Annotated in this window: 12 protein-coding genes and 1 tRNA gene; 5 read left to right on the forward strand and 8 right to left on the reverse strand. The window is 64.0% G+C overall.

The window, feature by feature from the left end; translation table 11 throughout:
* Positions 1–58: 58 nt before the first annotated feature.
* Complete coding sequence (locus ACKVEX_RS02260; RefSeq protein WP_473214053.1) at positions 59–493, reverse strand: DciA family protein; 435 nt, start codon at positions 491–493, stop codon at positions 59–61.
* A gap of 246 nt (positions 494–739) precedes the next feature.
* Here ACKVEX_RS02260 and secA point away from each other — a divergent pair, with 246 nt between their 5' ends.
* Together secA and argJ are read left to right on the forward strand one after the other, a co-directional pair.
* On the forward strand, positions 740–3,469 hold the full coding sequence (secA, locus tag ACKVEX_RS02265) for a preprotein translocase subunit SecA (protein ID WP_473214054.1): 2,730 nt from the start codon (positions 740–742) through the stop codon (positions 3,467–3,469).
* 22 nt (positions 3,470–3,491) lie between these two features.
* A complete protein-coding gene (gene argJ / locus ACKVEX_RS02270) occupies positions 3,492–4,730 on the forward strand; it encodes a bifunctional glutamate N-acetyltransferase/amino-acid acetyltransferase ArgJ (RefSeq protein ID WP_473214055.1) in 1,239 nt (412 codons plus the stop codon).
* A 74-nt stretch (positions 4,731–4,804) separates the two neighbouring features.
* Here the strand turns inward: argJ and apaG are convergent, their stop codons facing one another.
* Positions 4,805–5,188, reverse strand: coding sequence for a Co2+/Mg2+ efflux protein ApaG (gene apaG, locus ACKVEX_RS02275; RefSeq protein ID WP_473214278.1), 384 nt, complete (start codon positions 5,186–5,188; stop codon positions 4,805–4,807).
* Between the two features lie 100 nt (positions 5,189–5,288).
* Between apaG and purB the strand changes: the two genes are divergently transcribed.
* Together purB and ACKVEX_RS02285 are read left to right on the forward strand one after the other, a co-directional pair.
* On the forward strand, positions 5,289–6,656 hold the full coding sequence (gene purB / locus ACKVEX_RS02280; protein WP_473214056.1) for an adenylosuccinate lyase: 1,368 nt from the start codon (positions 5,289–5,291) through the stop codon (positions 6,654–6,656).
* Positions 6,657–6,671: 15 nt separating this feature from the next.
* The gene (locus ACKVEX_RS02285; protein WP_473214057.1) at positions 6,672–6,989 is read left to right on the forward strand and encodes a DUF2322 family protein; all 318 of its coding nucleotides are present in this window, start codon (positions 6,672–6,674) and stop codon (positions 6,987–6,989) included.
* 61 nt (positions 6,990–7,050) lie between these two features.
* Here ACKVEX_RS02285 and secF read toward each other — a convergent pair whose 3' ends face one another.
* From secF to queA, 5 genes are all read right to left on the reverse strand, one after another.
* A complete protein-coding gene (secF, locus tag ACKVEX_RS02290; RefSeq protein WP_473214058.1) occupies positions 7,051–7,983 on the reverse strand; it encodes a protein translocase subunit SecF in 933 nt (310 codons plus the stop codon).
* 30 nt (positions 7,984–8,013) lie between these two features.
* The gene (gene secD / locus ACKVEX_RS02295) at positions 8,014–9,852 is read right to left on the reverse strand and encodes a protein translocase subunit SecD (protein WP_473214059.1); all 1,839 of its coding nucleotides are present in this window, start codon (positions 9,850–9,852) and stop codon (positions 8,014–8,016) included.
* A 130-nt stretch (positions 9,853–9,982) separates the two neighbouring features.
* The gene (yajC, locus tag ACKVEX_RS02300) at positions 9,983–10,306 is read right to left on the reverse strand and encodes a preprotein translocase subunit YajC (protein WP_473214060.1); all 324 of its coding nucleotides are present in this window, start codon (positions 10,304–10,306) and stop codon (positions 9,983–9,985) included.
* 129 nt (positions 10,307–10,435) lie between these two features.
* Positions 10,436–11,551: a tRNA guanosine(34) transglycosylase Tgt gene (gene tgt / locus ACKVEX_RS02305; protein WP_473214061.1), complete on the reverse strand. Its 1,116-nt coding sequence runs from the start codon at positions 11,549–11,551 to the stop codon at positions 10,436–10,438.
* Positions 11,541–12,578 carry a tRNA preQ1(34) S-adenosylmethionine ribosyltransferase-isomerase QueA gene (gene queA / locus ACKVEX_RS02310; protein ID WP_473214062.1) on the reverse strand — a complete coding sequence of 346 codons (1,038 nt, stop codon included), beginning with the start codon at positions 12,576–12,578 and terminating at the stop codon, positions 11,541–11,543. Before queA ends, tgt begins: the two co-directional genes overlap by 11 nt.
* A gap of 46 nt (positions 12,579–12,624) precedes the next feature.
* Here queA and ACKVEX_RS02315 point away from each other — a divergent pair.
* Positions 12,625–12,711, forward strand: a tRNA-Leu gene (locus ACKVEX_RS02315).
* A gap of 87 nt (positions 12,712–12,798) precedes the next feature.
* Here ACKVEX_RS02315 and ACKVEX_RS02320 read toward each other — a convergent pair.
* On the reverse strand, positions 12,799–13,752 hold the full coding sequence (locus ACKVEX_RS02320) for a LysR family transcriptional regulator (protein WP_473214063.1): 954 nt from the start codon (positions 13,750–13,752) through the stop codon (positions 12,799–12,801).
* Positions 13,753–13,767 lie beyond the last annotated feature (15 nt).

Raw genomic sequence — 13,767 nt, forward strand, 5'->3', positions numbered from 1 at the left:
CACCCGGCTCGTGACGATCGCTCAAGTCCGACAGCCTCCTAGGCTCCCGCGAGGCGCTTCAGCCGCTGCGGCAGTGATCGATCAGTCGCTGCAGCGATGCGCGCAGCGGAGCGTCCTCGGGCAGGGATCGGGCGAGTTCGGCGAGGCTGTCACGCCCGCGTTCGCCGATGATCCGGGCCGGAACCGGCGAGCGGGGCGCGACCGTTTCGCCGATGCTGACCTTCACCTGGATCTTGCCGATCAGCATGCCGGCGTGCCCGAAGTGCTGCATGATACTTGGCAGAAGCTGGTTCAGGCGCGCTGCCGCCACACCGTTGCGAGCGATCAGCACCAGCGTGTCGCCCTTCAGGTTGCCCACCGAGCATGCGTTCGCGAGCGGGGCGGGCAGGTGCCCGGCCAGCACCGCCTGCAGGCGGCGTAGCCGTTCGGCATGTTCGCGCAGGCGACCGAGTGCGTCGCCGCTGCCGAGGAAGCCTTGCAGCGATTTCGTCATCGAAGAGGAAGAGCGTTTGCAGCCACGGCACGATCATAAGCGCTGGATCGTGGCCTCACAATGGGCGTGCAACCCGGACCGCCTGTCATCGTGCCGATCTGCTCCGGCCCTTAGTCGGGACCGACGCCCATCCGTGTCGGCGGACTGCCGGAACAGGCGCTTCGACAAATATGTCCCGGGCGCTTTAGGGCGGAAAACCGCAGCATGCTAAAATGCGCCATTTGCCGCATCGAGCTAGAAAAATCCATGATCTCCGGGCTTCTCAAGAAAATCTTCGGTAGTCGCAACGACCGCCTGATTCGCCAGTATTCCCAGACTGTCCGGGCCATCAACGCGCTCGAATCTCAGATCTCGGCGCTGTCCGACGAGGCGCTTCGGGCCAAGACCGGGGAGTTCAGGGAGCGTTTCGGCAACGGAGAAACCCTCGATGCCCTGTTGCCCGAAGCGTTTGCGGTCGTCCGCGAAGCGGGCAAGCGGGTGCACGACATGCGCCACTTCGATGTGCAGCTGATCGGCGGCATGGTGCTGCACAACGGCAAGATTGCCGAGATGCGCACTGGCGAGGGCAAGACCCTGGTCGCCACGCTGCCGGCCTATTTGAACGCGCTGGCGGGCAAGGGCGTGCATATCATCACCGTCAACGATTATCTGGCCGGTCGTGACGCGGAATGGATGGGGCGGATCTATGGTTTTCTGGGCCTCACCACCGGTTGCAACATGTCGCGCATGTCGCATGCGGACAAGCAGGCAGCCTATGCGGCGGACATCACCTACGGCACCAACAACGAATTCGGCTTCGACTATCTGCGCGACAACATGGTGTATTCGCTCGGCGAGCGGGTACAGCGCGGACTCAACTTCGCGATCGTCGACGAAGTCGATTCCATCCTGATCGACGAGGCGCGGACACCGCTGATCATCTCCGGCCAGGCGGAGGATCACACGGAGCTCTACCTGAAGCTCAATCAGCTTGCGCCGATGCTGAAGAAGCAGGAAGGCGAGGGCGACAACGTGACCGACCCGGGGGACTATACGGTCGATCTCAAGGCCCGTCAGGTGCTGCTGACCGAGCAGGGGCACGAGAACGCCGAGCAGATCCTGACCCGTTCCGGCCTGCTGCCCGAGGGGGCAAGCCTGTACGATCCGGGCAACATCCTGCTGGTCCATCATCTGTACGCCGCACTGCGCGCGCATGCTCTGTACCACAAGGACCAGCACTACGTGGTGCAGAACGGCGAGGTCGTCATCGTCGATGAGTTCACCGGCCGCCTGATGGCTGGACGGCGCTGGTCGGACGGCCTGCACCAGGCCGTGGAGGCCAAGGAAGGTGTGCGCATCCAGGCCGAGAACCAGACGCTGGCCTCGATCACGTTCCAGAATTACTTCCGCATGTACGGCAAACTCGCCGGCATGACGGGTACGGCCGACACCGAGGCGTTCGAATTCCATTCCATCTACGGACTTGAAACGGTGATCATCCCGACCAACCGGCCGATGACGCGCAAGGACGAGAACGACAAGGTCTATCGCACCGCCAAGGAAAAATGGGACGCGGTCATCGACGATATCCGCGGCTGCGTCGAGCGCGGCCAGCCGGTACTGGTCGGGACCACGTCGATCGAGGTCAACGAGTTCATGTCCGGCGTGCTCAAAAAGGCCGGAATCAAGCATCAGTTGCTGAACGCGAAGCAGCACGACAGCGAGGCGATGATCGTGTCCCAGGCGGGGCGGCCGGGCGTGGTAACGATCGCGACCAACATGGCCGGTCGGGGTACGGACATCGTGCTCGGCGGCAACATCGAACGTCCGGTCGACGAGGTCCGCTCCGACCCGGATCTGAGCGATGTCGACAGGGAAGCCAAGATCATCAGGATGCGCGAGGAGTGGTCCAAGGTGCATCAGCAGGTGGTGGCCGCCGGCGGACTGCACATCATCGGCACCGAGCGCCATGAATCGCGCCGGATCGACAACCAGCTGCGCGGTCGTGCCGGCCGCCAGGGGGATCCGGGTTCATCCCGCTTCTACCTGTCGCTCGAAGATCCGTTGATGAAGATCTTCGCCGGAGAGCGCCTGAACACCATCATGGTGAAGCTCAAGATGCCCGAGGGCGAGGCGATCGAGCACGGGATGGTGACCCGTTCGCTCGAGTCCGCGCAGCGCAAGGTCGAACAGCGCAACTTCGACATCCGCAAGCAGTTGCTCGAGTATGACGACGTCGCGAACGATCAGCGCAAGGTGATCTACGAGCAGCGCAACGAACTGCTGTCCAGCGAGGACGTGTCCGAGACCATCAACGCGATGCGTCAGGGCGTGCTGCATGACACCTTCCGCATCTATGTGCCGGACGAGAGCGTGGAGGAACAGTGGGAGATCGGTGCGCTCGAACAGGCTCTCGCGGCCGAGTTCCAGCTCAAACTCCCGGTCGGCGAGTGGGTCAAGGCCGAACCCAATCTCGATGATGACACGATGCTGCAGCGCATTCTGCAAGCGGCGGACGAGGCTTATGCCGCGAAGACCGCGCGCGTGGATCCGGTGGCGTGGCACCAGTTCGAACGCAACGTGATGTTGCAGAGTCTGGACAACCACTGGCGCGAGCATCTGGCGGCGCTGGATCACCTGCGTCAGGGCATCCATCTTCGCGGTTATGCGCAGAAGAATCCCAAGCAGGAATACAAGCGCGAGGCCTTTGAACTGTTCGAGGCGCTGCTGGACACGGTGCGCAAGGACGTCACCAAGCTGCTGCTGACGGTGCAGATCCGCACCGAGTCGCAGCTGGAGGAGGCCGAGAAACCGCCCGAAATGGAGAATGTCGCCTACCATCACTCCAGCTACGACGAAGCGCTGGGTGGCGGTGAGGAACAAAAGGCGGGCGCGGCCCGGCCGCAGGTCAATGCGGTGCCCAAGGTCGGTCGCAACGACCCCTGCCCCTGTGGTTCCGGCAAGAAATACAAGCACTGTCACGGCAAGCTGAACTGATCCGTTTCGATGGAGTGCCTTCATGCCAGTCAATTACACCATGCCTTCCGCTCCTGAATTGCGCCGGGTGCCCGGCGTACGACTCGGGGTCGCCGAGGCCGGCATCCGCAAGGCGAATCGACGTGATCTCACGCTGATCGAACTCGGCGAGGGCAGCCGCGTGGCGGGCGTGTTCACCAAGAACCGCTTCTGTGCCGCGCCCGTGCAGGTCTGTCGCGATCATCTGCGTGAGCAGCATGTTCGCGCGCTGGTGATCAACACCGGTGTGGCCAATGCCGGTACCGGCCAGGCCGGCATCGCCGACGCCGAGGCCACCTGCGCCGCCGTCGCACGCCTGCTCGAGATCGCCCCGCGGCAGGTGCTACCGTTTTCCACCGGCGTGATCCTGGAGCCCCTGCCGGTCGACCGCCTGGTCGCCGGGCTGCCGGCGGCACGGGCCGCGATGCGCGAGGACGGCTGGCTAGACGCCGCGCAGGCGATCATGACTACCGACACTGTCGCGAAGGCAGCCTCGCGCATCGTCGAGATCGACGGCGTGCGGGTCACGCTGACCGGCATCAGCAAGGGCGCCGGCATGATCAGGCCCAACATGGCGACGATGCTCGGTTTCGTCGCGACCGATGCCACCGTGTCACAGGCACTGCTCGAGCAACTGGTGGTCGAAGCGGCCGATCTGTCGTTCAACAGTATCACCGTGGACGGCGATACCTCGACCAACGACTCCTTCATTCTGATCGCGACCGGGCAGGCCGATCACCCCGAAATTCTGGAGGCAGCCTCGCCCGCCTATCAGGCGCTGCGCGACGCGGTCGTCAGCATCTCGATCGAGCTCGCGCAGGCGATCGTGCGCGACGGCGAGGGCGCGACCAAATTCATGACGATCGTGGTCGAGGACGGCATCGATCGCAATGAGTGCCGCAAGGTCGCCTATGCGGTCGCGCACTCGCCGTTGGTCAAGACCGCGTTCTTCGCGTCGGATCCGAATCTGGGTCGAATCCTCGCGGCGATCGGCTATGCCGGCATCGACGACCTCGACGTCGGCGCGATCCGGGTGTGGCTGGAGGGCGGCTCCGATGCGGTGCTGGTGGCAGAGAAGGGCGGCCGCGCCGCTGCGTATCGCGAAGAAGCCGGCGCCGCCGTGATGGCTGGCAGCGAGATCACGGTGCGGATCAGCCTCGCACGCGGCGAGGCCTCGGCCACGGTGTGGACCTGCGACTTCTCCTATGACTACGTGAAGATCAACGCCGACTATCGCAGCTGATCCTCGAAGGGACGTCCGACGTCAGCGCATCGATCCGCCGGCCACCGCAGAAGGGCCGGATGGCCGGGTAAGCATCAGTGCAGCACGCGCGGCATCGCGAGCGTGAATGCCGGGATTGGTGCGTCGAAGCGGGTCCCGTCTTCGGCCACCATCTGGTAACTGCCGTGCATGGTACCGACCGGTGTCTTCAGCACGGAACCGCTCGTGTACCGAAACTGCTGGCCGGGGGCCAGTCGGGGTTGCTCTCCGACAACGCCTTCTCCGCGGACCTCCTGGCACTCGCCGCCGCCGTCGGTGATGATCCAGTGCCGGCTCAGCAATTGCGCGGCAAGGCTCCCGGTGTTGGTGATCGTGATGTGATAGGCGAAGACGTGGCGCTCATCATCCGGGTCGGACTGGGTCGGAATGAACTCCGCGGCCGCCTCGACCTGGATCCGGTATTTTTCGCTGTCGCTCATGTCGGGGTCCTGATTGCTCTGTTGTGCGCATTGCGGCAGCTGTGCCGCAGTGCCAGTTTGTGAACGGTAAAATAACACCTTTTTTTCGGGAAAGCCGCCCATGTCCGTTTCATCCCTCACCGCACTGTCGCCGTTGGACGGTCGTTACCAGGCCAAGGTTTCTGCCTTGCGCGAACACTTTTCAGAACACGGTCTGATCCGCAATCGCGTGCGGGTCGAGGTCCAATGGTTGAAGGCGCTCGCGGCCGAGCCGGGCCTTGCCGAGATCGCCGCCTTTTCGGCCGAGACGATCGCGGAGCTAGATACGGTAGTGGCAGGCTTCTCGACCGAAGACAGCGAGGCGGTCAAGGCGATCGAGGCGACCACCAATCACGACGTGAAAGCGATGGAGTACTGGCTGAAGGAGCGACTCGGACATAATGCCGAAGTCACGCGGGTGTCCGAGTTCATCCATTTCGCATGCACGTCGGAGGACATCAACAACACCTCGCATGCGTTGATGCTGCACGAAGGCAGGAATGCGGTTCTGCTGCCGGCGTTCGATGCGGTGATCGAACGCTTGCGTGTGCTCGCGCATGCGCTGGCCGAACTGCCGATGCTGTCCCGCACGCACGGTCAGCCGGCCAGTCCGACCACACTCGGTAAGGAAATGGCCAACATCGCCGCACGGCTGATGCGTGCCCGCAACGCGATCGACTCGGTCGCGTTGACCGCGAAGTTCAATGGCGCGGTCGGCAACTACAATGCGCACCTGTCCGCGTGGCCGGCGTTCGACTGGGAGGGTTTCAACCGCCGCTTCATCGAATCGCTGGGTCTGGAGTTCAACGCCTACACGATCCAGATCGAACCGCATGATGCAATGGCCGAGCTGTTCGATGCGATCGCGCGTGCCAACACCATCCTGATCGATGCCTGCCGCGACATCTGGATGTACATCTCCTTCGGCTACTTCAAGCAGAAGCTGAAGGAGGGGGAGGTCGGGTCATCGACGATGCCGCACAAGGTCAATCCGATCGATTTCGAGAACGCCGAAGGCAACTTCGGCATCGCCAACGGTGTGCTGCGTCATTTCTCCGAGAAGCTGCCGATCTCGCGCATGCAGCGCGACCTGACCGACTCGACGGTGCTGCGCAACATGGGCGTCGGACTCGGTCATACCGTACTCGGGCTCGATTCATGTCTGCGCGGACTGAGCAAGCTCGAGGCCGATCCGGCCCGCCTGGCCGCCGATCTGGACGGGGCCTGGGAAGTGCTTGCCGAACCGGTGCAGACGGTGATGCGACGCTTTGCGATCGAGAACCCGTACGAGCAGCTCAAGGCGCTGACGCGCGGCAAGGGAATTACGCGCGAGGCGCTGCAGTCCTTTATCGCGACGCTGGCGATCCCGGAATCCGAGCGTGCTCGTCTCCTGGAGATGACTCCGTCGAGCTACGTCGGCAAGGCCGCCGAGCTGGCGCGCCGGATCTGAGCTGGGGCGGATACGATGGCATTCGCCGACAGCCTGAAGCAGCTTCCCAAGGTGTCGCATCTGGCCGGGATCGACCTGATCGCTGCCGACGATTCGATCGTCGCCAGCATCGAGAACAAACCGGGGCAGGCCGGCTCACTCGCGGTGTACAACCACCTCGCCCAGATCCACGGTGCTATCACGCCGGACGCGGCGCGGAAGGGACTGGAACTGTTCGCCGAGCATGCCGAGGATGCGCGTCACAATCCGGGTAAGCATCCCAACATCGATCGCCTGATCGGACTGATCGAGCGGGGCGAGACGCTGCGCCTCAAGCATCGCTTCGAGCTGTAGACGTCAAACGGGCGCGGGCAGCGCGGGCGCCCGTCGTGAGCCTGCGTTCTTGAACCGGCGGTCAGACGACCGCTTCCTCCTTGTCCTTCTTCGGCTTGATGAACTGCTCGCGTGACACGCCGAGCCACATCACGATCGGGCTGGAGACCAGCATCGACGAATACATGCCGAAGATGATGCTGATCGCGAGCGCGAGCGCGAAATAGTGCAGCGTCTCGCCGCCGAAGATCAGCATCGTGAACACCACCATCAAGGTCGTCGAGTGCGTGATGATCGTTCGCGAAATCACGCGGGTGATCGCATGGTCGATGACCTCGGGGGTGCTCATGCCTCGCTTCTTCTTGAACGTCTCGCGGATGCGGTCGAAGATGATGACGGTCTCGTTGACCGAGTAGCCCAGCGCCGCAAGCACGGCAGCCAGCACTGCGAGCGAGAAGTCCCATTGGAACGCCGCAAAAAAGCCGAGAATCACCACCATGTCGTGCAGGATGGCGGTGATGGCGGCGACCGAAAAGCGCCACTCGAAGCGCAGCGCGAGATAGATCATGATGCCTATCAGCACGAATAGCAGGGCCATGCCGCCATCGGCCGCCAGTTCCTTGCCGACCTGCGGTCCGACATATTCGACCCGCCGCAGTTCGGGGTCCGGGCCATCCATCGCCTGCAAGGCTTGGAGCACGTTCCCCGAGAGGCGATCCGAATCCATGTCATCGCGGGTCGGCATTCGCACGAGCACGTCACGGGCACTGCCGAAGTGCTGCACCTGTAGCTCGGTGTAGCCTTCACGCGCCAATGCCTGACGGATCGGCTCGACCTGCACCGCCTCCGGGTAGGAAACCTCGATGAGCGTTCCGCCGGTGAACTCGACCGACAGGTTCAGGCCGCGCGTAATCAGGAAGAACAGCGCCAGGGTCACCAGGATCACGGAGAATATGTTGAACTTCAGCGCATGGCGCATGAAGGGGATGTCCTGCTTGATGCGGAAGAATTCCATTTCCGTCTTTCCTTTTTCGTCCGGTGGCGGTCAGCCGATCCGGATACCGGCGAGTTTGCGCTGGCGCCCGTAGAGCAGGTTCACGAACATCCGGGATACGAGCACCGCGCTGAACACCGAGGTCAGGATGCCCAGGCACAGAACCACTGCGAAGCCCCGAACCGGACCGGAGCCGAACACCAGCAGTGCGATGCCGGCGATGAAGGTGGTCACGTTGGCGTCCAGAATGGTATCGAAGGCCCGGTCGTAGCCCGCTGCTATCGCAGCCTGTGGCGACACGCCATTCTTCAGTTCCTCGCGTATGCGCTCATTGATCAGTACGTTCGCGTCGATCGCCATGCCCAGCGTGAGCGCGATGGCCGCGATGCCGGGCAGTGTGAGCGTGGCCTGCAGCAGCGACAGCAGTGCGATGAGCAGCATCAGGTTGGCAGTCAGCGCCAAAACCGAGACGATGCCCATTGCCGAGTAATACACCGCGATGAAGATCGCGATCGCGACCATCCCCCACATCACCGAATTGAAGCCGCGGGCGATGTTCTCGGCGCCCAGGCTGGGGCCGACGGTGCGCTCCTCGATGATCTGCATCGGTGCGGCCAGACTGCCGGCCCGCAACAGCAGCGCGACCTGGTTCGCTTCCGCCGTGGTCATGCGACCCGATATCTGCACCCGGCCGCCGCCGATCTCGGTGCGGATCACCGGAGCGGTGACCACCTCGCCGCGGCCTCGTTCGATCAGCAGGATCGCCATGCGCCGACCGACGTTCTCGCGCGTGACGTCGCGGAAGATGCGCGCCCCGGCCGAGTCGAGCGTAAGGTGAACGGCCGGTTCGTTGGTCTGGCCGTCGAAGCCGGGTTGCGCGTCGGTAAGGCGATCGCCGGTGAGCACGACGTCGTTGCGGACCAGCAGCGGACCGCCTCCGCGCTCGGTAAAGAGCTCGGTGCCGAAGGGCACCTGACCCTGCAGCGCTGCGTCCAGCGCGCCGGGGCTGTCGTCCACCATGCGCACTTCCAGCGTCGCGGTGCGGCCGAGGATGTCCTTGGCCTTGGCGACATCCTGCACGCCGGGCAACTGCACCACGATGCGGTCCGCGCCCTGCTGCTGAATGATCGGCTCGGCCACGCCGAGCTCATTGATCCGGTTGCGCAGGGTCGTGATGTTCTGAGTGAGCGCGAATTCGCGGATGGTCTGCTGGGCCAGGGGTGTCAGGGTCGCGATCAGCTTGAAGTCCTCGGCGCCATCGTCGCGATCGACCAGTTGCAGGTCGTTGCTGCTGTTCAGAATCGCGGTGCGGGCCGCATCGCGTTGTTCGGTGTCGCGAAAGCGCAACTGGACGCTGTTGCCCTCGCGAGAGATACCCGCGTGGCGGATACGGCGGTCGCGCATCAATGTGCGCAGGTCGCCGGCGGTCGAGTCCAGGCGATTCGTGATCGCGCCCGGCATGTCGACCTCGAGCAGGAAGTGCACCCCGCCGCGCAGATCCAGGCCCAGGTACATCGGCAACGCACTGATCGAGGTCAGCCACTTCGGTGTCGCCGGCAACAGGTTGAGCGCGACGATGAAGGACGGATCGGTGGCGTCCGGATTGAGGCGGCCCTCGATCAGATCGCGCGCCCGCAACTGGTCATCCGTGCCCGCGAAGCGGAAACGGATGCTGTTCTCGTCGGCGAAGATACCGGTGTGGGCCAGGTCGGCCTCGTTCAACGCGCGCTCCAGCGGTGCGACGATGGCGTTGTCGAGCGTGACGGTGGCCTTGCCACTCGAAATCTGAACGGCGGGGACCTCTCCGTAGAAGTTCGGAATGGTGTAGATCAGCCCGAAAAACAGGATCAGACCGATGGCGATGTTCTTCCAGAGCGGATAGCGATTCATGGTGAGATGGGTGATGCATGGTGGTGAGGCGGTTTGCGGTCCGGCAGACGAAATGCGTCCACGCCGGACTCGCGGGACTGCGTGACCGGTTCCGGAGCCGGTCCGGAGTCAGTCACGCAAGGGTCAGTCCTCACAGGGTCTTCAACGTCCCCTTGGGCAGTACGGTCGCGACCGAGGCGCGCTGCACGACGATGTTGACCTTGTCGGCGATCTCCAGATGCACGAAGTTGTCGCCGATGTCGGTGATGCGACCCGCCACCCCACCCTGCGTGATGATCTCGTCTCCTTTCGCGAGCGCGGCGACCATGTTCTTGTGTTCCTTGGCGCGCTTCATCTGCGGGCGGATCATCAGGAACCACAGGATCACGAACATCAGGATCAGCGGCAGGAGGCCCATCAGACCGCCAGTGGGGTCTCCTTCTGCGGCCTGAGCGTAAGCGTTGGAAATGAACACGTTGGTCTCCGGGTGAGTTTGATAAACGGGCGATTATAACAGCACCGGACCTGGGATCTCGTTACCGGGACGGTGGCTTCGGCGCACGACCGACCTTCATGCGGCGGTTGCGCGCTGGCGCAAGCCTGCCTAAGCCGTCGTCCCCTGCGTCCGTTCCTGCTCGAACCGGGCTCGAAAGCGGTCGAAATCCTGGTCTGCGATCGCGTCCCGCATTTCCGCCATCAGGGTCTGGTAATAGCGCAGATTGTGGATGGTATTGAGCATGCTGCCCAGGATTTCGTTGGTGCGATGCAGGTGATGCAGGTAGGCCCGGCTGAAGTTGCGGCACGCGTAGCAGTCGCACGAAGCGTCCAGCGGGCGGGTATCCTGCTTGTGGGCCGCGTTCTTGATCTTGACGTTACCGAAGCGGGTGAACAGCCAGCCGTTACGCGCGTTGCGGGTCGGCATCACGCAGTCGAACATGTCGATTCCGGCCGCTACGCCGGCGACGATGTCCTCGGGTGTGCCGACCCCCATCAGATAGCGGGGCTTGTGCGCCGGCAGGCGCGGTGTGGTGTGAGCGAGGATGCGGGCCATGTCCTGCTTGGGTTCGCCGACCGACAGCCCGCCGATCGCGAAACCGGAAAACCCGATCCGGCTAAGGCCCTCCAGTGATTCGTCACGCAGGTCCTCGTACATGCCTCCCTGCACGATGCCGAACAGCGCATTCAGGTTGCCGAGCGCGTCGAATGCGTCGCGGGAGCGCTGGGCCCAGCGCAGCGACAGGCGCATCGAGTCCGCGGCCTCCTGGTAAGTGGCAGGGTGGGGTGTGCACTCGTCGAAGATCATCGCGATGTCGGCGTCGAGCACGGTCTGGATGCGCATCGATTCCTCGGGTGTTAGGAACAGCCGCGCGCCGTCGATCGGCGACGCGAACCTGACGCCTTCTTCGGTTATCTTGCGCAACTGGCCGAGACTGAATACCTGGAAACCACCCGAGTCGGTCAGGATAGGTCTGTCCCAGTTCATGAAGCGGTGCAGGCCGCCATGCGCGGCGATCACGTCCAGCCCCGGGCGCAACCATAGATGAAAGGTATTGCCGAGACAGATCTGCGCACCAACATCGGCCAGCGCAGCCGGTGTCATCGCCTTGACCGTGCCGTAGGTGCCGACGGGCATGAAGACCGGGGTCTCGACGACGCCGTGTGCAAGGGTCAGACGGCCGCGTCGGGTCGCGCCATCGCTTGCCAGAATTTCAAACTGCATCGGGTCTCCCGGCGATGAACATCGCGTCGCCGTAGCTGAAGAAGCGGTAGGCGTCGGCCACTGCGTGGGCATATGCCCTGCGCACCGGTTCCATCCCCGCGAGCGCTGCGACCAGCATCAGCAAGGTCGATTTTGGGAGATGGAAATTGGTGATCAATGCATCGACCACCCTGAAGCGAAAGCCCGGCAGGATGAAAAGATCGGTTTCGCCGGCGCCGGCCTCGAGTTCGCCATCCTGCGCTGCACCCTCGAGCGTACGCAGGCTGGTCGTGCCGACCGCGATCACGCGGCCACCGGCGGCGCGGGTCGCAGCGATCGCGGCGACGGTCTCGGCCGGCAGCACGAAGCGCTCGCGGTGCATCCGGTGCTCACCCAGTTCGTTGACCCTCACCGGCTGAAACGTGCCTGCGCCGACATGCAGCGTCAGCCATGCGACGTCGATGTCGCGTGCCGCGAGACGGTCGAGCAAGGCCTGGTCGAAGTGAAGTCCGGCCGTGGGCGCGGCCACCGAACCGGGTTCGCGCGCATAGATCGTCTGGTAGCGAGACTCGTCGAAGTCGTCGGCCTCGCGCTGGATGTACGGGGGCAATGGCAGCGAGCCATGGCGCTCGAGCAGATCGAGCAGGTTGGCCTCGGCCGGGAAGCGCAGGTGAAAGAACTCGCCGACGCGGCCCAGCACGGTGACGTCGAACGCATCGGCCAGACGGATCACGCTGCCGGTCCGGGGCGACTTGCTCGACCGTATCTGCGCCAGCGCCTCATGCGGACCGATCGGGCGTTCGACCAGCACTTCGACGGCTCCGCCAGTGGATTTAGTGCCATGGAGTCGGGCGTGGATGACGCGGGTATCGTTCAATACCAGCAGGTCCCCGGGATGCAGCAACTCCGGAAGGTCGGAGAACATCCGGTCCGCGAGGGTGTCTCCGTCGACGACCAGCAGGCGACTGGCGCTGCGATCGGGCAGCGGCGCCTGTGCAATCAGCTCCGGCGGAAGGGGGTAATCGAAATCGTCGAGTTTGAGGGACATGAGCTTGCCGCTCGCAAAGGTCTTGTGGATAATACGGCGCTTCCCAGCCGGGATGGCGGAATCGGTAGACGCAGCGGACTCAAAATCCGCCGGTGGTGACACTGTGGGGGTTCGAGTCCCCCTCCCGGCACCAGGCACTGGCTGCGGTTTCGTTCATGACCGAGGCCTTGTGGCGGTGAGCCGAGCGGCGGCATATTAGCACTGTGCCGCGTCGGATGCTTCAGGGCTTTGTTCCGCCTTCGAACCGTCCCGGACCCTGCTCCCGCGCGCCGGTTGACGCGTCAGGCAGGCCGGCTGCCGGGGCCCAGCGGCTTATCGCGAGTGTCGCCGGATGTGTCGAACGCTTCTCCACGGATATTGCGTAAAAGGCCTCGATCACGTCGGTCGGTCGGCCGATTCGAACGACTCCGTACTGCCGGCCCACCTGGGGCGCGATCAGTTCGGGTGCGGGGAATATCCCGACGCCGGCCTCTCCGAAGGATTTCATCAATGCACTGTCGTCGAACTCGCCTACGACACGGGGCGATATGCGTTGCTGCTCCAGCCAGTGCATCAGCGGACGCCGAATGGCCGCGTCCGGTCCGGGCAACAGAAACGGTGCGCGGTCGAGGCAGACCGGAAAATTCCCTGTCAGGCGCTCGGCCAGGGCCGGCGCCGCGAACAGGCTGACCTCGGATTCGACCAGCTTGTGGCTGAAGCCGCGCACATCCATGTGCGGCGGCATCGGGTTGTCGGCCAGCACCAGATCCAGCTTGTGGATGGCCAGTTCGCCGAGCAGGCGCTCGAGCTTGTCCTCGCGACAGACGATGCGCATCGGCTCGGACAGGCTCATCGATGGTTCGAGCAGCAGCCACGCGATGGATTTCGGCACCACGTCGGCCACGCCGACGCGGAACGGGATTGCGCGGCCGGCCGCGCGGTTGGTCAGCGCTTCCTCGAGTTCGCTGCCGACCCTGAAGATCTCCTCGGCATAGGCGAGCACCATCTGTCCGGTTTCGGTCAGCGCGAGGCGTCTGCCCTGGCGCCGGAACAGCGTGACGCCCATGTTGGCCTCCAGCGCCGCGATCTGGCCACTCAGCGTCTGGGGTGCGAGGCCGGAGCGCTCACTTGCGCGCACGATGCCGCCAGCGCGTGCGACGTTCCAGAAATGATGCAGTTGCTTGTAGTTGATCATCGCCGATACTTCGTT

This window comes from Denitraticella aggregata (assembly GCF_048158365.1).
GTDB lineage: Bacteria > Pseudomonadota > Gammaproteobacteria > Burkholderiales > Rhodocyclaceae > Azoarcus_F.